22 protein-coding genes are annotated in these 18635 nt (G+C 64.7%); 18 read left to right on the top strand and 4 right to left on the bottom strand.

What is annotated here, in order from left to right; genetic code table 11:
* Positions 1-38 precede the first annotated feature (38 nt).
* The 11 genes from dcd (at position 39) to ACE3OO_RS07460 (ending at position 8887) form a co-directional block, all read left to right on the top strand.
* Positions 39-593: a dCTP deaminase gene (gene dcd / locus ACE3OO_RS07510; RefSeq protein WP_374301382.1), complete on the top strand. Its 555-nt coding sequence runs from the start codon at positions 39-41 to the stop codon at positions 591-593.
* Positions 594-778: 185 nt separating this feature from the next.
* On the top strand, positions 779-2059 hold the full coding sequence (murA, locus tag ACE3OO_RS07505; RefSeq protein ID WP_374301380.1) for a UDP-N-acetylglucosamine 1-carboxyvinyltransferase: 1281 nt from the start codon (positions 779-781) through the stop codon (positions 2057-2059).
* A 5-nt stretch (positions 2060-2064) separates the two neighbouring features.
* Positions 2065-2544: a DUF2948 family protein gene (locus ACE3OO_RS07500; RefSeq protein WP_374301379.1), complete on the top strand. Its 480-nt coding sequence runs from the start codon at positions 2065-2067 to the stop codon at positions 2542-2544.
* Complete coding sequence (hisG, locus tag ACE3OO_RS07495) at positions 2541-3251, top strand: ATP phosphoribosyltransferase (RefSeq protein WP_374301377.1); 711 nt, start codon at positions 2541-2543, stop codon at positions 3249-3251. The genes ACE3OO_RS07500 and hisG overlap by 4 nt, the downstream gene beginning before the upstream one ends.
* Positions 3251-4552 (top strand): histidinol dehydrogenase, encoded by a 1302-nt coding sequence (hisD, locus tag ACE3OO_RS07490; protein WP_374301375.1) that lies wholly within the window; start codon positions 3251-3253, stop codon positions 4550-4552. The genes hisG and hisD overlap by 1 nt, the downstream gene beginning before the upstream one ends.
* Positions 4549-5040, top strand: coding sequence for a UPF0262 family protein (locus ACE3OO_RS07485; RefSeq protein ID WP_374301373.1), 492 nt, complete (start codon positions 4549-4551; stop codon positions 5038-5040). Before hisD ends, ACE3OO_RS07485 begins: the two co-directional genes overlap by 4 nt.
* Positions 5041-5045: 5 nt before the next feature.
* Entirely contained in the window at positions 5046-5492 is a 447-nt protein-coding gene (locus ACE3OO_RS07480; RefSeq protein ID WP_374301371.1) for an arsenate reductase ArsC, read from the top strand.
* A gap of 77 nt (positions 5493-5569) precedes the next feature.
* Positions 5570-5968 (top strand): hypothetical protein, encoded by a 399-nt coding sequence (locus ACE3OO_RS07475; RefSeq protein ID WP_374301369.1) that lies wholly within the window; start codon positions 5570-5572, stop codon positions 5966-5968.
* 127 nt (positions 5969-6095) lie between these two features.
* A complete protein-coding gene (locus tag ACE3OO_RS07470; RefSeq protein WP_374301367.1) occupies positions 6096-6836 on the top strand; it encodes an SIMPL domain-containing protein in 741 nt (246 codons plus the stop codon).
* A gap of 164 nt (positions 6837-7000) precedes the next feature.
* On the top strand, positions 7001-8227 hold the full coding sequence (locus ACE3OO_RS07465; RefSeq protein WP_374301365.1) for an ATP-binding protein: 1227 nt from the start codon (positions 7001-7003) through the stop codon (positions 8225-8227).
* Between the two features lie 102 nt (positions 8228-8329).
* On the top strand, positions 8330-8887 hold the full coding sequence (locus ACE3OO_RS07460) for a molybdopterin-dependent oxidoreductase (RefSeq protein ID WP_374301363.1): 558 nt from the start codon (positions 8330-8332) through the stop codon (positions 8885-8887).
* 7 nt (positions 8888-8894) lie between these two features.
* Here ACE3OO_RS07460 and ACE3OO_RS07455 read toward each other — a convergent pair whose 3' ends face one another.
* A complete protein-coding gene (locus ACE3OO_RS07455; RefSeq protein ID WP_374301361.1) occupies positions 8895-9524 on the bottom strand; it encodes a phosphatase PAP2 family protein in 630 nt (209 codons plus the stop codon).
* A gap of 252 nt (positions 9525-9776) precedes the next feature.
* Here ACE3OO_RS07455 and infA point away from each other — a divergent pair, with 252 nt between their 5' ends.
* The 5 genes from infA to ACE3OO_RS07430 all read left to right on the top strand — a co-directional run bounded on the left by infA (position 9777) and on the right by ACE3OO_RS07430 (position 13503).
* Entirely contained in the window at positions 9777-9995 is a 219-nt protein-coding gene (gene infA / locus ACE3OO_RS07450) for a translation initiation factor IF-1 (protein WP_144067704.1), read from the top strand.
* 20 nt (positions 9996-10015) lie between these two features.
* On the top strand, positions 10016-10606 hold the full coding sequence (locus ACE3OO_RS07445) for a nucleoside triphosphate pyrophosphatase (protein ID WP_374301359.1): 591 nt from the start codon (positions 10016-10018) through the stop codon (positions 10604-10606).
* 13 nt (positions 10607-10619) lie between these two features.
* Positions 10620-12236, top strand: coding sequence for a ribonuclease E/G (locus tag ACE3OO_RS07440; protein WP_374301357.1), 1617 nt, complete (start codon positions 10620-10622; stop codon positions 12234-12236).
* Positions 12237-12238: 2 nt separating this feature from the next.
* Positions 12239-12442, top strand: coding sequence for a DNA gyrase inhibitor YacG (yacG, locus tag ACE3OO_RS07435; RefSeq protein ID WP_374301355.1), 204 nt, complete (start codon positions 12239-12241; stop codon positions 12440-12442).
* Between the two features lie 224 nt (positions 12443-12666).
* On the top strand, positions 12667-13503 hold the full coding sequence (locus ACE3OO_RS07430; RefSeq protein ID WP_374301354.1) for a VacJ family lipoprotein: 837 nt from the start codon (positions 12667-12669) through the stop codon (positions 13501-13503).
* 90 nt (positions 13504-13593) lie between these two features.
* Here ACE3OO_RS07430 and ACE3OO_RS07425 read toward each other — a convergent pair whose 3' ends face one another.
* From ACE3OO_RS07425 to ACE3OO_RS07415, 3 genes are read right to left on the bottom strand one after another with little or no spacing between them, the layout of a single operon-like run.
* Positions 13594-15693 (bottom strand): ATP-binding protein, encoded by a 2100-nt coding sequence (locus ACE3OO_RS07425; RefSeq protein WP_374301352.1) that lies wholly within the window; start codon positions 15691-15693, stop codon positions 13594-13596.
* 59 nt (positions 15694-15752) lie between these two features.
* Positions 15753-16274, bottom strand: coding sequence for an N-acetyltransferase family protein (locus tag ACE3OO_RS07420; RefSeq protein WP_374301350.1), 522 nt, complete (start codon positions 16272-16274; stop codon positions 15753-15755).
* Positions 16275-16277: 3 nt separating this feature from the next.
* Positions 16278-17222: a hydrogen peroxide-inducible genes activator gene (locus ACE3OO_RS07415; RefSeq protein ID WP_374301348.1), complete on the bottom strand. Its 945-nt coding sequence runs from the start codon at positions 17220-17222 to the stop codon at positions 16278-16280.
* A gap of 177 nt (positions 17223-17399) precedes the next feature.
* Between ACE3OO_RS07415 and ACE3OO_RS07410 the strand changes: the two genes are divergently transcribed.
* Positions 17400-17942 carry a peroxiredoxin gene (locus ACE3OO_RS07410; RefSeq protein ID WP_374301345.1) on the top strand — a complete coding sequence of 181 codons (543 nt, stop codon included), beginning with the start codon at positions 17400-17402 and terminating at the stop codon, positions 17940-17942.
* A 72-nt stretch (positions 17943-18014) separates the two neighbouring features.
* Positions 18015-18581 (top strand): carboxymuconolactone decarboxylase family protein, encoded by a 567-nt coding sequence (locus ACE3OO_RS07405; protein WP_374301343.1) that lies wholly within the window; start codon positions 18015-18017, stop codon positions 18579-18581.
* The last annotated feature ends 54 nt before the right edge of the window (positions 18582-18635 follow it).

Raw genomic sequence — 18635 nt, 5'->3', positions numbered from 1 at the left:
GCAGGCAATATTCCGCAACGAAGAAGGGACCGCCGCCGATGGCCGTCATGTCCGATATCTGGATCCGCCAGATGGCCCGCGAGCATGGCATGATCGAACCCTTCGTCGAGGCGCAGAAGCGCGAGGGCACGATCTCCTTTGGCCTGTCCTCCTATGGCTACGACGCCCGCGTGGCGCGCGAGTTCAAGATCTTTACCAACGTGAACAGCGCGGTGGTCGATCCGAAGGAATTCTCGCCCAGCTCGTTTGTCGATTTCGACACCGATGTCTGCGTCATCCCGCCCAATTCCTTCGCGCTGGCGCGCACAGTGGAATATTTCCGCATCCCGCGCGATGTGCTGGTGATCTGCCTGGGCAAAAGCACCTATGCGCGCTGCGGCATCATCGTGAACGTCACGCCGCTGGAACCCGAATGGGAAGGCCATGTGACGCTGGAATTCTCCAACACCACGCCGTTGCCCGCGAAGATTTACGCCAACGAAGGCGCCTGCCAGTTCCTGTTCCTCAAGGGCGACCAGCCCTGCGAGGTGAGCTATGCCGACCGCGCCGGCAAATACATGGGCCAGCGCGGCGTCACCCTGCCGAAGCTGTAGGGCCCAAGCCGTAGCGCCGATCCCGGCCGGACGCGCTGCCTGGGCAGATTGCCCTGGACAAGCCGCCCGTGCAGACCGCCAGGGCTGCCCGCACTGGCGATTCGCGCCCCGTTGCGCTAGACAGACGTAACAAGTTTGGCGTGGCCTTGGCCGTTTGGCCGAAGGTCCTTTGGAATCAAGGCGTTATGGATCGAATTCGGTTGCGCGGCGGTCGGCCGCTGGAAGGCAGCATCAGCATCGGCGGTGCCAAAAACGCGGCCCTGCCGCTGATGGCGGCCAGCCTGCTGACCGGCGATACCCTAACCCTGTCCAATGTGCCGCATCTGGCCGACATCGCCACCATGGCCCATCTGCTGCAGCAGCATGGCGTCGATGTGTCGATGGATGGCGGCAACGGTACGCCGGAAGGCCGCACCATCCATCTCAACGCCGCCCGGATCGAATCTACGCTGGCGCCCTACGACATCGTGCGCAAGATGCGCGCCTCCGTGCTGGTGCTCGGCCCGCTGCTGGCCCGCTTCGGCGAGGCGGAGGTGTCCTTGCCCGGCGGCTGCGCCATCGGCACGCGACCGGTCGATCTGCACATCATGGGCCTGAAGGCTTTGGGCGCCGAGATCAATGTCGAGAACGGTTATATCAAGGCCAAGGCACCGAAGGGCCTGAAGGGCGGCGTGGTGCGCTTTCCGATGGTGTCGGTCGGCGCCACGGAAAACCTGCTGATGGCGGCCACGCTCGCCGAAGGCACCACGGTGCTGGAGAATGCCGCGCGCGAACCCGAGATCACCGACCTGGCCTATTGCCTGGTGGCGATGGGGGCGATGATCGATGGCATCGGCAGCGAACACCTCACCATTCACGGCAAGAAATCGCTGCACGGCGCCCAGCACCGCATCGTGCCCGACCGTATCGAAACCGGCACTTTTGCCGCCGCTGTCGCCATCTGCGGCGGCAAGGTGGAGTTGCTGGGCACGCGGCTCGACCTGATCGAGTCCGTGGTCGACAAGCTGCGCGAGGCCGGCTGCGACGTGGAGGAAACCGCCCGCGGCATTTCCATCGGCCGCAATGGCAGCCGGCTCAAGGGCGTCGATTTCCTCACCCAGCCCTATCCCGGTTTCCCGACCGACATGCAGGCCCAGGTGATGGCGGCGATGTCGGTGGCCGAAGGTGCCTCGATGATTACCGAGTCGATCTTCGAAAACCGCTTCATGCATGTGCCCGAAATGGCGCGCATGGGCGCCAATATCGTGGTGCATGGCGCATCGGCCCTGGTGCGCGGCGTGCCCAAGCTGACCGGCGCGCCGGTGATGGCCACCGATCTGCGCGCCTCGGTGTCGCTGGTGCTGGCCGGCCTGGCCGCCGAGGGCGAGACCGTCGTCAACCGTGTTTATCACCTGGATCGCGGCTACGAACGGCTGGAAGAAAAGCTGGCCGCCTGCGGCGCCCAGATCGAGAGGCTGAAAGACTGACCGCCATGGCATCGCCGCGTTTCCTGCCGCTCAAGCTGCGCGCCGAGGATGTCGAAGACATCACGGTGCTGTCGGCCTGTCTGCAGGATGCCACGATGCATGCCGCCGATATGACCTTCCAGCCGCGCCAGCGCCGCTTTGCCCTGGTGCTGAACCGCTTCCGCTGGGAAGACGAGCATCTGGCCGATGCCCGGCGCGGCCTGATCCGCGCCGTGCCGCATGTGCGCGTGCCGGCCGGTTTGCATTTTGAAGGCGTGCTGAAGGTGCAGACCAGCGGCATCGTCCGGAATGATGCCAGGACGCCGCTGGAATTGCTTTCGATCATGGCCGAACCAGCAGCCGAAGCGCCGGCAGCGGTGCTGACCCTGGTTTTTGCCGGCGGTGCGGCGGTGCGGCTGGAAGTCGAATGTGTCGATGCCCAGATGCAGGATATCGGCCAGCCTTATCCGGTGCGCCACGCGCCCAAGCACAAGGAAGTGTCATGAACGCCGCCTCTTCAGACAAGCTGGTGATGGCCCTGCCCAAGGGCCGCATCCTGAAAGAGGTGATGCCGCTGCTGCATGCCGCCGGCATCGTGCCTGAACCGGAATTCGCCGACGAGAACAGCCGCAAGCTGCGCTTTGCCACCAGCCAGCCCGATATCGAGCTGATCCGGGTGCGCAGCTTCGACGTCGCCACCTTCGTCGCTTTCGGCGCCGCCCAGCTCGGCGTGGCGGGGAATGATGTCTTGATGGAATTCGACTTTCCCGAGATCTACGCCCCGCTCGACCTCGATATCGGCCACTGCCGCCTGTCGGTGGCCGAGCCGGTGGAGCTTTCGGCCTCCGACGATCCGAAACGCTGGAGCCACGTGCGGGTGGCCACCAAATATCCGCATGTGACGCAGAAATACTTTGCCGCCCGCGGCGTGCAGGCCGAATGCATCAAGCTGAACGGCGCGATGGAGCTGGCGCCAACTCTGGGCCTGTGCCGCCGCATCGTGGACTTGGTCTCCACCGGCGCTACCTTGAAGGCGAACGGCCTGGTCGAGGTGGAAGTCATCGCCCAGGTCACCTCGCGCCTGGTGGTGAACCGGGCCGCGCTGAAAACCCGGCCGCTGCAGGTTGGCGGCTGGCTGGAGAAATTCCGTGCCGCCGTCGATCAGGCAGCAAGTGCCAAGAAGAATGGCGAGAAGAAGAAAGCTGCCGTCTGATGCCTGCTTTTCTTAACGCAGCCGACAAGGATTTCGCCGCGCGGTTTGATGCGATGGTGAAGGCCAAGCGTGACGCCGAGGCCGATGTCTCGGCCACGGTCGCGCAGATCATCGCCGATGTGCGCAAGCGCGGCGATGCCGCCCTGCACGAGCTGAACCTTAAATTCGACAAGGTGGATTCCGCCAGGCTCGGTCTGCGCATCAGCCAGGCTGAAATAGACACAGCCGCCGCGCTGGTCGACAAGGCCACGCTGAAGGCGCTGGAGGTCGCGGCCGAGCGTATCCGCGCCTTCCATGCGCGCCAGAAGCCGTCCGATGATTTCTACACAGATCCTCAAGGGGTGAATCTGGGCCATCGCTGGACGCCGCTGGATGCCGTGGGGCTTTACGTGCCGGGCGGCAAGGCGGCCTATCCGTCCTCCGTGCTGATGAATGCCGTTCCCGCGGTCGTGGCCGGCGTGCGCCGTGTCGTCGTCACGCTGCCCACGCCGGGCGGTGAACTCAATCCGCTGGTGATGGCGGCGCTGAAACTGGCCGGCGTCACGGAGGTCTATCGCATTGGCGGCGCGCAGGCCGTGGCCGCCCTGGCCTATGGCACCGAAAGCATTGCGCCGGTCGACAAGATCACCGGCCCGGGCAACAGCTTTGTCGTCACGGCCAAGCGACTGGTCTTCGGCCAGGTCGGCATCGACAATCCGGCCGGCCCGTCGGAAATCCTGGTGGTGGCCGACAATAAAAACGACCCGGCCTGGATCGCCGCCGATTTGCTTTCCCAGGCCGAGCATGACGAGGTGGCACAGTCGGTGCTGATCACTGACGACGCAACATTTGCCGAGCAGGTCAATGCTGCCGTGCGCCAGCAGCTTTCCACCATGCCGCGCCGGGATATCGCCACGGCCAGCTGGGAGAAGTTTGGCGCGCTGATCACCGTGCCGAAGCTGTCCGACGCGGCAACGCTGGTGGATGCCATCGCGCCCGAGCATCTGGAACTCGCCATCGATGATCCGCAGGCACTGGCGGCCAAGGTGCGTCACGCCGGCGCGATCTTCCTCGGGCGCCACACGCCGGAAGCCGTGGGCGATTACGTGGCCGGGCCCAACCATGTGCTGCCCACGGCGGGGGCCGCGCGTTTCGCCTCCGGCCTCAACCTGCTCGATTTCATGAAGCGCACCACCTTGGTGCAATGCGATGCAGCCTCGCTCGAGAAAATCGGTCCGGCCGCGGTGGCGCTGGCCGAGGCCGAGGGACTGCAGGGCCATGCGCTGTCGGTTGCCATTCGCTTGAATAAGGGAGCGGCATGACCGAAAAGGCGCCGCCAGCCACGCACCGCCTCGTCGACGTGCAGCTCGACGAGCGCACCGTCGTGCGCCGCTCGCCCGATATCGAGCATGAACAGCGCGTGGCTATCTTCGACCTGCTGGAGCAGAATGTTTTCTCGCCGGTCGGGGCGCATGAAAACCAGGGCCCGTTCCAGCTTGTGCTGGCCATCGAGGATAATCGCCTGGTCTTCGATGTCCGCGACGAGGGCGCCGCGCCGCTGGGCAAGATCATCCTGGCGTTATCGCCCTTTCGCCGCATTGTGAAAGACTATTTTGAAATCTGCGACAGCTATTTCCAGGCGATCAAGCGCTCGTCGCCATCGCAGATCGAGACCATCGACATGGCGCGCCGTGGCGTGCACAACGAGGGATCGGAATTGCTGCGCGAGCGGCTGAAGGGCAAGATCGACACCGATTTCGATACCGCCCGCCGGCTGTTCACCCTGATCTGCGTCCTGCATATCCGGTAAGCCGCATGAGCGATCGGCTTCCCGGCAGCGTGCTGTTCTGTTGCACCATGAACAGCGTGCGTTCCCCTATTGCCGAAGGCATCCTCAAGGCATTGTACCCCAAACAGGTCTTCGTCGATTCCGCCGGCGTGCGCAAACAGCCGGTTGATCCGCTGGCTGTCGAGGTGATGGACGAAATCGGGTTAGATATCTCCAAGCATCGTTCGAAAAGTTTCGACGACCTGGAAGACAGCTCCTTCGACCTGATCATCTCGCTCTCGCCCGAGGCGCAGCACACCGCCGTCGACATGACGCGCACCATGGCCTGCGACGTGGAATTCTGGAACACCTTTGACCCCACCATCGTCGAAGGCACCCGGGAGCAGCGCCTGCAGGCCTATCGCGAAGTGCGCGATTTCCTGATGAAGAAAATCCGCGCCCGCTTTGTACGTCCGGCGGCCTCTGCCGGTTGAGGCAATTGACCTGCATCAAGGCGGAATTGCCGTTATGGATGTAATCATCCAACATCATTCGTTGGAGGAAAAACACGATGTCGCATTACCATGCCGTGGTCTGGCTCGATCACGCCGAGGCCCGGGTCTTCCAGTTCAACCAGGAAGACGTTGAGAAATTCACGGTGCATGGCCACAAGCATCACCTGCATCACAAGGCCAGTTCCGTCGTGGGGTCGGGGCGCGAGCCGGCGGACCTCGCCTTCTATGTCGAGATTGGCCATGCCCTGGCGGGCAGCAGCGAAATCCTCGTGCTCGGCCCCGGCGCCGCCAAGCTGGAATTCATCCGGCATGTCCACAAGGCAATGCCGGAACTGGAACCCAAGATCGTCGGTGTCGAGACGGTGGATCATCCAACTGACGGCCAGGTAGTGGCCTATGCTCGCAAGTATTTCCACGCCAAGGATCGCATGCGGCCCCTGCTGCAAACCCACTGACGTCTTTCCAGTCTGGATGGCGGGGCCGGTGATCCGGCCCCGCTGTCGTTCGGGGCGGTATTTTTGCCGCAAAGTCGCCATGGTTGTCCGGTTATGCTGCGAGGGATCGACCCGGAGATTTTCCATCATGGCGCCCATCCGCATCCTTTCCGTTGCCGCCGTCACGGCCTTGCTGCTGGCATCGGGCATCGCTGCCGCGCAGAACCAGCGGGTATTGCCCGATGACGCCACGCTGCTGACGCTGAACGAGCAGGCCGAGCGTGACGTCGCGCCCGATACGATCCGTGCCCGCCTGGTGGCGCAGGCGACCTCAGAACAGGCCGCCGCTGCCCAGTCCAGCGTGAATGCCGCGATGACCAAGGCGTTGGCGCGGGCGCGAGCGCTGGGGCTGGAGGTCGAAACCGGCGGCTACAATACCTGGCAGGAAACGCCGCCGCGACCACAGGCCCTGCCGGCTGGCGCCAAACCGCCGGCCCCGCTATGGCGGGCGCAGCAAAGTCTGGTCCTGACCGCCAAGGAGGATGCCAAATTGCTGGAGGCGGTGGGCATCCTGCAAAGCGAAGGACTGGCGCTGCAGGAACTGGGTTACATGATCTCGCGCGAACAGCAGCGCGGCATCCAGGATGAATTGGTGGCCGAGGCATTGCAGCGCCTGACCGCCCGGGCGCAGCGTGCGGCCGCCGCATTGGGCATGGACTTCGCCGGCTGGGCGCGCATCGGCGTGCATGGCGGCGGCGTGTCGCGCCCGATGCTGATGCGTGCCGCCGAAGCCAAGGGCATGGCGGCCGGTGTGCCGCCGGTGGCGGCGGCCGGCGAGCAGACGGTCAACATGAATGTCGATGGCGAGGCGATCCTGAAGCGGCGCTGATGCACTTTTTGGCAGGTGCGGCGGCCTGATTTCCATTTCCGGTCGCTATCGCATCATGGTTAATCGCGGAGGCTGCTGCCGCCACGCAAAGCAATGCTTGCAGGGGCGGGAGCCCACCTCTATTTAAGAACCCCTTTCATGTGACCCCCAAGAGATTGTCGCCCTTGGCCGCCGCACCCTTGCCGTCCGACGAAGCCGCACGCCTGACTGCGTTGCGCCGCCTCGCCATTCTGGACACACCATACGATCCGCGTTTCGATCGTCTGGTGCAGTTGGCGACCCGCGTCTTCGGCACCACCGGCGCGATGATCAGCCTGGTCGATTCCGACCGTCTATGGTTCAAGGCCCATAGCGGCATCGATCTGCGCGAGATCCCGCGGGAACATGGCCTCTGCGCCTGGGCGATCCTGAAAGACGAAGTCTGTGTCATCGAGGATGCGTCGCAGGACAGCCGTTTCGCCGACAATCCCTTCGTGGCCGGCGAGGGTGGATTGCGCTTTTATGCCGGTGCGCCGCTGATCGGCCTGGGTGGCCAGGCGGTCGGCACGCTGGCGATCTTCGATGGCAAGGCGCGCAGCTTCGATGCCAAGGCCCAGGCTCAACTCCGCGACTTTGCCGCACTGGTGGTGGATGCGCTGGAATTGCATCGCGCGCTGGTCGAGACCGAGGCGGCGCGTGAAGAGGCCATGCTGGCCTCGCGCTCGAAGGGCGAATTCCTCGCCTTCATGAGCCACGAATTGCGCACGCCTCTCAATGCCGTGATCGGGTTTGCCGAATTGCTGGAAAGCGAGGCCTATGGCCCGCTGGGCGACAGCCACTACAAGGATTATGCCGGCTTGATCGGTCGCGCCGGCAAGCATCTGCTGGAAGTGATCACATCCATTCTCGATCTCTCGCGCATCGAGGCAGGCAAGATGACGCTTACGCTCGACCGCCTGAAAGTGGTGGACGAGGCCGATGCGGTGATCTCGCTGCTGATCACCCAGGCGCGGCAGAAGGAATTGTCGCTGGTGATGGATGCCTCGTTGCATGGCCTGCCCGTGCTGCAGGCCGACCGCAGCGCCTTCCGTCAGGTGCTGCTCAACCTGATCTCCAACGCGATCAAGTTCACGCCGGCCGAAGGCCGCATCGTGGTGCGCGGCGCGATGGACGATCATGGTGCGCTGCGTATCAGTGTCAGCGATGACGGCCCCGGCATCGCGCCGGCCGATCTGGCGCGGCTGGGCGAGGCTTTCTATCAGGCCGGCCCGCACAGCCAGCGGCGGCAGGGCACAGGCCTGGGACTGGCCATTTCGCATCGGCTGATGGCCCTGCATGGCGGCAAGCTGGTCATCGAAAGTGAAGTTGGCTGCGGCACCACGGCGACGATGATCTTTCCGCCGGCCGCCTGACCGGTCATCCTGGCCGGCTATTCTAAAAATCAATTCACTGGACGATCCCCGCCTTCCCGCGTAACCAGAACGGGACGAAACGCTCTTGGGGAGGACGATGTTATGCGTATTCTTGCAGCCCTGTTTGCTCTTTGCCTGCTGGCCGCCGCGCCCCTGGGCGCGGAGGCGGCCGGCCTTGCCCAGCCGGCAGGCCCGGTGGCGCTCACGGTCCATGGCAAGATCGCCAGCACCAATCGCGGTGCGGTGGATGCCTTCGACGATGCCTTTTTCAAGTTCGGCAATGTCAGCTTCGACAAGGCGGCCAGCTTCGATCTCGCCATGCTGGAAAAGCTGGGCATGAAGACGCTGACGGTGAAATACGACACCTGGCCGAAAGCCTACCGCTTTGAAGGCCCGCTGCTGCGCGATGTGCTGAAGGCGGCAGGAGCTTCGGGCAAGGCCGTGAAGGTCTATGCCATCGACGGCTATGGCGCCGAGATTCCAATGGCCGAGATCGAAAAGTTCGATGTGCTGCTGGCGCTGAAGGCCGATGGCAAATATCTCGGCCTCGGCGGCCGTGGCCCGACCTGGGTGGTGTTCCCGCGCGATGCGAGCCCCGAGCTGAAGAAGCAGGATGACGCCAAATGGGTCTGGTCGGCGATCCGCATCGAAGTGGAGTGATCGGGCGTCAGAGCCAGCCGCGCCGCTTTGCCAGCCAATGACAGGCCAGCACGGCGGCGCAGCCCATCGCGCCGCCGGCCAGCGCGTCACCCAGGAAATGCGCGGTGATGACCACGCGGGTGAAGGCGATTCCGGCTCCGATGGTCAGCACGGCAATCCGTTGCCAGCGCCATCTCACGGGCAGTACCAGCGCAATCGCGGTGGCGGCGGCCAACGCTCCGGCGGCATGCGAGGACGGGAAGGAATCGTAATGCGGCAGGAAATGCAGCGGCGCGAAGCCGTAGCTGCCGTCTTCGAACAGCAGGCGCGGCCGCGCCCGTCCCAGCGGCTTTTCCAGCAGTTCCGCCAGGCCAGCGCCCACAGCCACCGCAACGGCGACAAAACCCGCCGCGCGCCGATTCCGTGATGGCCGCAGCCAGCGCCAGACCAGATACAGCAACGCAGCGCCGCTGATCCACCAGCCGGCGGCACCCAGCGTGGTCAGCATCTGGGCCAGATGAACCGGGCCGCTGTCGCTGCGGGCATGGAAGAACAACGCCAGCGGCCGATCGATCCAGGCATAGCAGGCCGGGATCAGCAATACGGCCGGCAGCAGCCAGATCCATGCCGGCCGGTTGGCCGGGGTTGAATGCATCATGGTGTCGGACCTGATGGGCGCATCGTTCATCCGGTACAGTCCCCGTGCGGTCGCAGTCTGGCACAGTCTGGCGCGGGGCGCTTACGGGTGACTGACGGCAGGTATTTTCGCATTTTGTTCCGATTTGGCGATGGCCCTGCCGGGCTGCGCTTGATTTTCCGGTCCGTCACGCGCATGTTCTCGCCCGCGCCGCATGGCGCAGCCCGTGCCGCGTCGTTTTCAGGCGCGCGACTACCGTAAAACAGAGGTTGAATGGCGAAGGAAGAATTGCTGGAGTTTCCCGGCGTGGTCGACGAGTTGCTGCCCAACGCGATGTTCCGGGTCAAGCTCGATAACGGCCATGAAGTGCTGGCCCATACCTCGGGCAAGATGCGCAAGAACCGCATCCGCGTTCTGGCCGGCGACAAGGTCATGGTGGAAATGACTCCTTACGACCTGACCAAGGGTCGCATCACCTTCCGCTTCAAGTAAGCCTGATCTGGGGCCGGATCGTGGCCGTGCCACCTCTTGTTCTGGCTTCCGCATCGCCGCGTCGGCGTGACCTGCTGGCTCAGATCGGCATCCGGCCGACCGAAATCCGCGCCGCCGACCTGGATGAAAACCCGCTCAAGGGCGAAACGCCCCGTGCGCTGGCCGCGCGCCTCAGTCAGGCCAAGGCGCGAGCCGTAGCCAAACAACGCCCCGATGCCCTGGTGCTGGCCGCTGATACCGTGGTGGCGCTGGGCCGCCGCATCCTGCCCAAGGCCGAATCCGATGCCGAGGTGCGCCACTGCCTGGGCCTGCTGTCCGGCCGACGCCACCGGGTGCTGACCGGCTTGTGCCTGATCCATTCCGATGGCCGCATGGTCAGCCGCACGGTCGAGACCCTGCTGCGGTTCAAGCGGCTGGATGATGCCGAAATCGCCGCCTATCTGCGTTGTGGCGAGGGGCTGGGCAAGGCGGGTGGCTATGCCATCCAGGGCCGTGCGGCGGTCTTTGTCGCCTGGCTCGGTGGTTCCTACTCCAATGTGGTAGGCCTGCCCCTGGCCGAAACCGCCCAGCTATTGCGCGGCTTCGGCTACCCGCTGTGGCCGGAAAACTAGTATAGTCGATTCGATGGCCAACGAGCTGCTGATCGATGTGGGGCTGACCGAGACGCGCGTGGCGCTGGTCGAGGACGACCGCCTGGTGCATCTCGATCTCGAACGGCCCGAACGCGATTCCGCGCTCGGCGCAATTTTCCTTGGCCGCGTGCGCCGGATCGAAAAGGGTCTGCAGGCCGCCTATGTGGATATCGGCCTCAGCCGCGACGGCTTCCTGGGTCGCGACGATCTTGTGGACGCCAATGGCTCCGGGGGCGACAAGCCGATCGAGCAATGCCTGCATGAAGGCGAGACCGTGCTGGTGCAGGTCAGCCGCGATCCGGTCGGCGACAAGGGCGTCAAGCTCACCTGCCGCATCGCCCTGCCGGGCCGTTTCCTGTCGCTTACCCCCTATGATCCCGCCGTGCGCGTCACCAAGCGGATCAGTCAGGATGCCGAGCGCATGCGGCTGGCCGCCGTGATGCAAAGCCTGATGGCCCTGGCCGACCAGACCCCGCTGGAAGTCACCGCGCGCCTGCAGCGTGAGGTGAGCGAAAGGTTGCAGCATCGCGCCGGCGACCGGCGCATCGCCAAGCCGGTCAGGCGCGAGCCCGAGCGCCGCAATGGCGAGGAACGCCGCAAGGCCATGGGCTGCATCGTCAATGCCAATGCCGATGGCGTGTCGAAGCAGGAATTGTTTGCCGATCTCGAACGCCTGCGCGCGCGCTGGATCGCCATCGAGGAACGCCGCGCCAAGGCCGCATCCGGTTCCGATGTACCGGCCGAATTGTGGCGCGAGATGGGTCCGGTGGGCCGCGCGCTCCGCGATTTCGTCGGGGCGCGGCTGGACCGTATCCGCGTGAATGCCGCGGCCGGCTTTGCCGAGGCGCGCGCCTGGCTGTTCGAGCATGCGCCCGATTATGTCGCAAGGCTGGAACGGTTTGACGATCCGGCCGGGTTGTTCGATCTGTTCGAGATCGAGGCCGATATCGCCGCCGCGCTGGGTCGCCGTGTCGATCTGCCGTCGGGCGGTGCCATCGTATTCGGCGAGACCGAGGCGCTGACGGCCATCGATGTCGATTCCGGACGGGCATCCGGGCGCAGTGGTCGCGCCTTCGAGGAACAGGCGCTGCAGACCAATCTGGATGCCGCCGTCGAGATCGCCCGCCAGCTACGCCTGCGCGGGATCGGCGGTATCGTGGTGATCGATTTCCTGCATATGGAAAACGCTGCCTATCGCGCCCAGACGGTGAATGCCCTGCGCAATGCGCTGAAAAGCGATCCGGCCCCCACCAAGGTGCTGGGCATGTCGGCCCTGGGCCTGGTCGAGATGACGCGCAAGCGCATCGGCGAGCCGCTGGCGGCGCGGTTGTTCGAGAACTGCCCCACCTGCGACGGCGATGGGCGGCTGCCCTCTCTGCCGGCCGTGCTGGCCGAATTGCTGCGCCGGACCTGGCGTGAGGCCAGCAGCGGCGGCCCCGGCGGGACTGGCGGCGGCAAGCTGGAAATCGCCTGCGCACCCGAAGTGGCCGCGCTGGTGGATGCCGAATTGCGGGCCAGGCTGGAACGCCAGATCGGCGCCGTGGTGCATGTGAAACCCGAAGCCGGCCGCCGCCGCGAATCCTTCGCCGTCAGCCGGCTGGGGCATTGACCATGCCGCCCGTCAAAATCTGCCCGATTTGCGGCAAGCCGGCGACGGAAAAGCATAATCCGTTCTGTTCGCCCCGCTGCGCCGATGTCGACCTGAACCGCTGGCTGAAGGGCGCCTATGCCATACCGGCCGTCGAAACCGACGATCCCGATGAGGAATCCAGCGAGGAATCCGGCCGGGACAGGATGAATCCGCCCCTGCATTGAACGCGGGCGGCCAGGAGCACTGGCCGTCCTGGTTGTGATCCGGCGGCTTACCCCTCCGATTCGGAGCGGCCCCCTGTTGCAGAACTGCATCACCGCTGGGGAAAAAATGCCCGTAGGGCGGGGGACCGGACGGCCGTCACGGTCCGGTCCCGGGATTCGGCTTGCTCCCGGGGGCTAGATGTCTGATAAGCTTGCTGTTCAGAAGTATAAGAGGTTCCAAGCCCATGTCCGTTGCCCTGCCCTCGTCCGGCCAGCGTCTGCCGCAGTGGAAGACTCTTGCCGCCCTCGCCATTCTCGCTGGCGGTGTACTCAGCGGTTGTGCCACGGCACCCGCCGACCCGCAGGCCCGTGCCGCCTATGACGAGGCCAACGACCCGTTGGAGCCGGTGAACCGCGCCCTGTTCGAGTTCCACCAGGTCCTCGACAACTTCCTGCTCAAGCCGGCGGCTTTCGTTTACACGATGCTGATCCCCGAGCCGGCGCGCGAAGGCGTGCGCAACGCGCTGCACAACCTCAAGACCCCGGTCTATCTCGCCAACGACCTGATGCAGGGCGAGACCGGTCGCGCCGGCAACACGCTGGAGCGCTTCGCCATCAATTCCACCGTCGGCGTGCTGGGCGTGATCGATGCCGCCGACAAGTGGTTCGGCATTCCCCGCCACACCGAGGATTTCGGCCAGACGCTCGCCACCTGGGGCAGCGGCGAAGGTCCGTATCTCTTCATTCCGGTGATCGGCCCGAGCAACCCGCGCGACCTGGTTGGCCTGGCTGCCGACTCCGCGATGGATCCGCTCAACTGGTATCTGCACAACACCGACCGTGATGGCTGGATTTATGCCCGCACCGGACTGACCGGCATCGATACCCGCGCCGAGCTGCTCGATACCCTCGACAATCTCGAGAAGACCTCGCTGGATTATTACGTCACGCTGCGCAGCGTCTATCGCCAGCGCCGTGTCGACGAGATCGCTAACCGCAAGCCGCGTCAGCCGTCGGTGTCGCCGACGATCAGCCAGGCGGCCGATGCGGGCAGTGAAATCGAGGTCAAGCCGGCCAAATAAACCGGCCCGGCTTAAACCGGCTCAAACGGAAACGGCGCGCCCTGGTGGCGCGCCGTTTCCGTTTGGACGCCTTGGCTTTGTGTAAAGGCGTCAGTTCTGCGGCGCCACGCAATGCGATGGAAAATGCAGCGCCACCTGCGTGCCCTGCTGCGGCGTCGATTGCACCGTGATCGTGCCGCCATGCAACTCGATCAGCTTGCGGCAGATGCTCAGGCCCAGGCCGCTGCCTTCGATGCGGCGCACGCCGGCATCGGCCTGCCAGAAAGGTTCGAACACGCGGGGCAGGTTCTCCGGCGCGATGCCGATGCCGGTGTCGGCCACCGTAAGCGTCATGCCGCCATCGTCGGTGCGGCTGCCGCTGACTATGATGCTGCCGCCATTGGGCGTGAACTTCATCGCGTTGCCCAGCAGGTTGATCAACACCTGTTTGATGGCGCGGGCATCGACACAGAGTTCGGGCAGGCCGGCATCGAGCCGGTTCACCAGTTTCAGGCCGGCTTCGCGCGCCCGGCCACGCACCAGGCGCAGGCTGTCATCCACCAGGTCCTGCGGATGATGCATGGCCAATTCCAGTTCCAGCCGGCCGCTCTCGATCTTCGACACGTCGAGGATGTCGCTGATCACGCTCAGCAGGTGGTGCGCGCTGCGGCTGATGTCTTCGGCATATTCGAAATATTTCGGCGATTGTGGCCCCAGCATCTGGTTGGCGATCATGTCGGCGAAGCCGATCACGGCATTCAGCGGCGTACGCAGTTCGTGGCTCATATGGGCGAGGAATTCGCTTTTGGCACGATTGGCGGTTTCTGCCGCCTCGCGCTGGCGGGCATAGCTTTCCACCAGTTGTTCGCGTTCGGCGGCCTGTTCGCGCAAGGCCGCCTCCAGCCGTTTGCGGTCGGTGATGTCGGTGGCAATGCTGCCCACGGCCAGCAGCTTGTGCCGTTCGTCATAGATCGGGAAGCGGACGATGATGTGGTTGCGTGTCTGGCCTGTCCTGTCGGAAGTCTCGGTATCGAACACCACCGGTTTGCCGGCAGCCAGCGTTGTCCCGATCTGCCGCATGAAATCCGCCGCTATCAGTTCCGGGAACACCTCATGCGGTGCGCGGCCGACCAGATCCTGCGCGGGACGGCCGATCTGTTCGGCGTAATGCCGGTTCACCATCAGATAGCGGCCCTGGGCATCCTGCAGGGCCATGATGATCGGCGGATTGTCCATCATGCCCTGCAGCAGCGCTTCGCTGGCCGCGCGGCGCCGCAGCTGGCGCCAGGTGGCCCATAACGAGGCGCCCGCGCCCAGTGCGACGATTCCGAGCAGCAGACCGTAACCGATCGCGGCGCGCTGCCAGTTGCTGTCGATGTCATGCTGTTCGACGCGGAGCATGACATTGATCGGAAAACCGGACAGGCGCGACCAGTAGAGGATCGTCCCGTCGATGGTGACATGGCCGCGTTCGCTGTCGATGAATCCGGTCAGGCCCGCCAGTTCGGCGGCTTCGTCCTGCGGCCAGCCGATGATCAGTCGGCCCTGTTCATGCACCAAAGCGGCGCTGGAAACCGGCAGGCCGAGGTGATTGGGATCGAGCAGTTCGTCGGCGGCAATATGCAAAGATGCCACCACCACGCCGCCGAAGCTGCCATCCGGTGCATCCAGTCGGCGGCTCAGCCACAGGCTGCTCGCGCTGTCGGTCCATCCAGCCGTGATCTGCATGACCGTGCCGCTGCGATGGCGGTCGAATGCGGGATGCCAGGATACGTCGGCCGGCAGATGGGCGTCGCCCACCGAAAACCGCAAAACGCCGTCCCGGTCGTAGGCATCGAGGCCATCTACCTGCGTCATGATGGCGAGGCGGTCTTCAAGCAGGCGGTGCATCGAAGCGGTCGGCCGTTCACCAAGCGCGATTGCATCGCCGAATTCGACGCTGGCGAATTGCAGCAGCAGATCGGCACCGTCGATCTGGCGTTGGGTGGCATCGGCCAGGGTGCGACTCAGGCCCACCGCCTGCAGATCCAGGCGTTGCCGCTCGGCATCGCGCAGATTCAGCACCAGCGAAACGGCCATAGCCGTGGCCGCCACCAGCAGCAAGGTGACGGCGGCGATCACCGCCATGAAACTCCGCGACATGCCGCTACGGCCGCGCCGGATGCCTGACGGAAAGGCGATTTGCCCGATCTGTGTTTCTGGCTCGGTCATGCCTGGTTAGGTTTTCCAGTTTCCGAGTCTGTCACAGGTCGCCGCGTTGACCCAAACTTTTATTGCAGATCGGCACGGCCGGGGAACCACGCACCATCGGCCTGCTGGGCCAGGCGCCCGATCGCCGGCTGGGTGATGCGGTAAGGCAGCCATTCCTTCAGATGATTGATGCCGATGCGGTGATAGAAATCGCGTGTCGGATTCCAGTCCAGCACGTTAAGGTCGAGCCGTTTGCACCCACGCGCATCCGCGATGGCCGCCAGCGCAGTGATCAACTGCCGGCCCAGGCCATTGCCGCGCGCCCGTTCCAGCACGAACAGGTCCTCGACATAGATGCCGGCGCGGCCTTCCCAGGTCGAGTAATTATGGAAGAACAGCGCGAAGCCGACCGGCTCGCCTTCCAGTTCGGCGATCAGCGCCTCGAAACGCCGTTCGGGTCCGAAACCGTCGCGCAGTACATCCTCGGGTGTGATCTTCACGCTGGTCAACGGTTCGTTTTCGTATATCGCCAGCGCCTGCACCAGGCTCACGATGGTTGCGGCATCCGCCGGCGTTGCAGGGCGGATCAGGGTCTTGCTCATGGTTCAGGCTTTCTTGGTCTGGGATTCGGAGGCAGGTTGCTTCATGGCTGCAACGAGCGCCTCGCCAAACAGGGTGAATTCCTTGGCGCGCTGCGTGCCGCGCCGCCAGGCCAGGCCGATATGGCGCGCCGGTGCCTTCGCCTTGCCTTCGCCGGCCAGCGGCCGCGTCACCACATCGGTTCCGCGCAGGATTCCGGCGTCCAGCGCCAGACGCGGCAGCAGGGTGACGCCCAGGCCGCTATCCACCATCTGCACCAATGTGTGCAGCGAGGTGGCGGCGAAGCCATCGCGGCGCGGCGATGGCGGCAGGCGGCAGGCCGCCAGCGCATGGTCGCGCAGGCAATGGCCGTCTTCCAGCAGCAGCAGCGGTGCGTCAGCCAGGTCGTCCAGCTTCACCGATTGGCGTTTGGTCATCACATGGTCGTTGCGGCAGGCGACCAGGAATTCGTCGTCGAAGAGTTCCAGCGTATCCAGTGCGCCACCTTCATAGGGCAGGGCGATCAGCAAGAGGTCGAGTCGGCCGGCCTGCAATTGCTCGATCAGCCGCGCGGTCAGGTCCTCGCGCAGGAACAGCTTCAGGTCGGGGAAGCGCCGGCGCAGCGTGGGCAGCACGCGCGGCAGCAGGAAAGGGGAAATCGTCGGGATCACGCCCAGCCGCAGCGGGCCACTGAGCGGCGCGGCGGCGGCGCGCGCCAGCAGCACCATTTCCTCGGCTTCGCGCAGCAATTCGCGGGCCCGTCCGGCCAGTTCCTCGCCCAGAGGCGTGAGCACAACCTTTCGTTTGGTGCGATCCACAAGGGCGGCGCCAAGCTGGGTTTCCAGCTCCTGGATGCCGGCCGAAAGGGTGGATTGGGTGACAAAGCAGGCCTCGGCGGCTTTGCCGAAATGGCGGATTTCCGCCAAAGCAACCAGGTACCGCCATTGCCGGAGGGTGGGCAGGTTCAGCATGGGGTAAATTTAATCGATCTGATCGATTATTTTCAACGGAATTATCCGTTGGAACGATAATTAGAAAGCGTCTAATTATCACTTCGAGCGGGACGCAGGGGGTATCACCGATATCCCGGCCAGCCCCGCCGCCCCAGACCTGAGACCGTTTCGTATCCAAGAGAGGAGCCCATCCAAATGCTGACCATCGGCGACAAGTTCCCCGACTTCAACCTCAAGGCCGTCGTATCGACCGACCCGAAAAAGGCCTTCACCGAGATTTCCAACGAGTCCGACAAGGGCAAGTGGAAGGTCGTGTTCTTCTGGCCGAAGGACTTCACCTTCGTCTGCCCGACCGAGATCGCGGCCTTCGGCAAGCTGAACGGCGACTTCAACGACCGTGACACCGTGGTCTACGGCGTGTCGACCGACAGCGAATTCGTCCACCTGGCCTGGCGCAACAGCCACGCCGATCTCAAGGACCTGCCGTTCGCCATGATCGCCGACATCAAGCGCGAGCTGAGCCAGAATCTCGGCATCCTCGACAAGGCCGAGGGCGTCTGCCTGCGCGCCACCTTCATCGTCGATCCGGAAGGCGTCATCCGCTTCGTGTCGGTGAACGACCTCAGCGTCGGCCGCAATCCGCAGGAAGTGCTGCGTGTGCTCGACGCATTGCAGACCGATGAGCTCTGCCCCTGCAACTGGCAGAAGGGCGAAGAGGTCCTCAAGCCCGCCGCCTAAGGCAACACGGGATCCCGCCGCGCGCAATGCGGCGCGGCGGGTCTCCGCAGCATGATATCAGAGGAGTTTGCCATGAGCCTCGAAAGCCTGAAGAACCGCCTGCCCGACTATGCCCGCGACCTCAAGCTCAACCTGGGCTCGCTGGCCACCGAACCGGGCCTGACCGAGCAGCAGCGCGCGGGCACCTTCGTCGCCTCCGCGCTCGCCGCCCGCGAGCCGTCCACCATCCGCGCCATCCTGGCCGAATACGGCCCGCAGCTTTCGCCCGAGGCGCTGACCGCCGCCAAGGCCGCCGCCGCGATCATGGGCATGAACAACATCTACTACCGCTTCGTCCACCTGATGGGCGAAGGCGGCGGTGAGAACCAGTACAAGACCCTGCCGGCCAAGCTGCGCATGAACGTGATTGGCAAGCCCGGCGTCGAGAAGGCGGACTTCGAACTCTGGTCGCTTGCCGTCTCGGCCGTGAAGGGCTGCGGCATGTGCCTGGTCGCCCATGAGCATGAACTGCGCAAGGCCGGCATGACCGCCGAGCAGGTGCAGCAGGCGGTGCGCATCGCCGCCGTCGTGCATGCCGTTGCAGTCACGCTCGATGGCGAAGCGGCCATGGGCGAAGCGCTGGCCGAAGCTGCCGAGTAGACGTTTCGAATATCTGCCGGGCCTCCCGCCCCTCCGCCTGGCAGATTCTGGGGC

The organism is Ferrovibrio sp., from assembly GCF_041906005.1.
Taxonomy (GTDB): Bacteria; Pseudomonadota; Alphaproteobacteria; order Ferrovibrionales; family Ferrovibrionaceae; genus Ferrovibrio.
This window is presented reverse-complemented; position numbering and strand designations above follow the sequence as displayed.

Coding starts and splice junctions, on each gene's coding strand:
- dcd (WP_374301382.1), top strand. CDS start 39: ATGGCCGTCATGTCCGATATCTGGATCCGCCAGATGGCCCGCGAGCAT.
- murA (WP_374301380.1), top strand. CDS start 779: ATGGATCGAATTCGGTTGCGCGGCGGTCGGCCGCTGGAAGGCAGCATC.
- ACE3OO_RS07500 (WP_374301379.1), top strand. CDS start 2,065: ATGGCATCGCCGCGTTTCCTGCCGCTCAAGCTGCGCGCCGAGGATGTC.
- hisG (WP_374301377.1), top strand. CDS start 2,541: ATGAACGCCGCCTCTTCAGACAAGCTGGTGATGGCCCTGCCCAAGGGC.
- hisD (WP_374301375.1), top strand. CDS start 3,251: ATGCCTGCTTTTCTTAACGCAGCCGACAAGGATTTCGCCGCGCGGTTT.
- ACE3OO_RS07485 (WP_374301373.1), top strand. CDS start 4,549: ATGACCGAAAAGGCGCCGCCAGCCACGCACCGCCTCGTCGACGTGCAG.
- ACE3OO_RS07480 (WP_374301371.1), top strand. CDS start 5,046: ATGAGCGATCGGCTTCCCGGCAGCGTGCTGTTCTGTTGCACCATGAAC.
- ACE3OO_RS07475 (WP_374301369.1), top strand. CDS start 5,570: ATGTCGCATTACCATGCCGTGGTCTGGCTCGATCACGCCGAGGCCCGG.
- ACE3OO_RS07470 (WP_374301367.1), top strand. CDS start 6,096: ATGGCGCCCATCCGCATCCTTTCCGTTGCCGCCGTCACGGCCTTGCTG.
- ACE3OO_RS07460 (WP_374301363.1), top strand. CDS start 8,330: ATGCGTATTCTTGCAGCCCTGTTTGCTCTTTGCCTGCTGGCCGCCGCG.
- ACE3OO_RS07455 (WP_374301361.1), bottom strand. CDS start 9,524: ATGATGCATTCAACCCCGGCCAACCGGCCGGCATGGATCTGGCTGCTG.
- infA (WP_144067704.1), top strand. CDS start 9,777: ATGGCGAAGGAAGAATTGCTGGAGTTTCCCGGCGTGGTCGACGAGTTG.
- ACE3OO_RS07440 (WP_374301357.1), top strand. CDS start 10,620: ATGGCCAACGAGCTGCTGATCGATGTGGGGCTGACCGAGACGCGCGTG.
- yacG (WP_374301355.1), top strand. CDS start 12,239: ATGCCGCCCGTCAAAATCTGCCCGATTTGCGGCAAGCCGGCGACGGAA.
- ACE3OO_RS07430 (WP_374301354.1), top strand. CDS start 12,667: ATGTCCGTTGCCCTGCCCTCGTCCGGCCAGCGTCTGCCGCAGTGGAAG.
- ACE3OO_RS07425 (WP_374301352.1), bottom strand. CDS start 15,693: ATGACCGAGCCAGAAACACAGATCGGGCAAATCGCCTTTCCGTCAGGC.
- ACE3OO_RS07420 (WP_374301350.1), bottom strand. CDS start 16,274: ATGAGCAAGACCCTGATCCGCCCTGCAACGCCGGCGGATGCCGCAACC.
- ACE3OO_RS07415 (WP_374301348.1), bottom strand. CDS start 17,222: ATGCTGAACCTGCCCACCCTCCGGCAATGGCGGTACCTGGTTGCTTTG.
- ACE3OO_RS07410 (WP_374301345.1), top strand. CDS start 17,400: ATGCTGACCATCGGCGACAAGTTCCCCGACTTCAACCTCAAGGCCGTC.
- ACE3OO_RS07405 (WP_374301343.1), top strand. CDS start 18,015: ATGAGCCTCGAAAGCCTGAAGAACCGCCTGCCCGACTATGCCCGCGAC.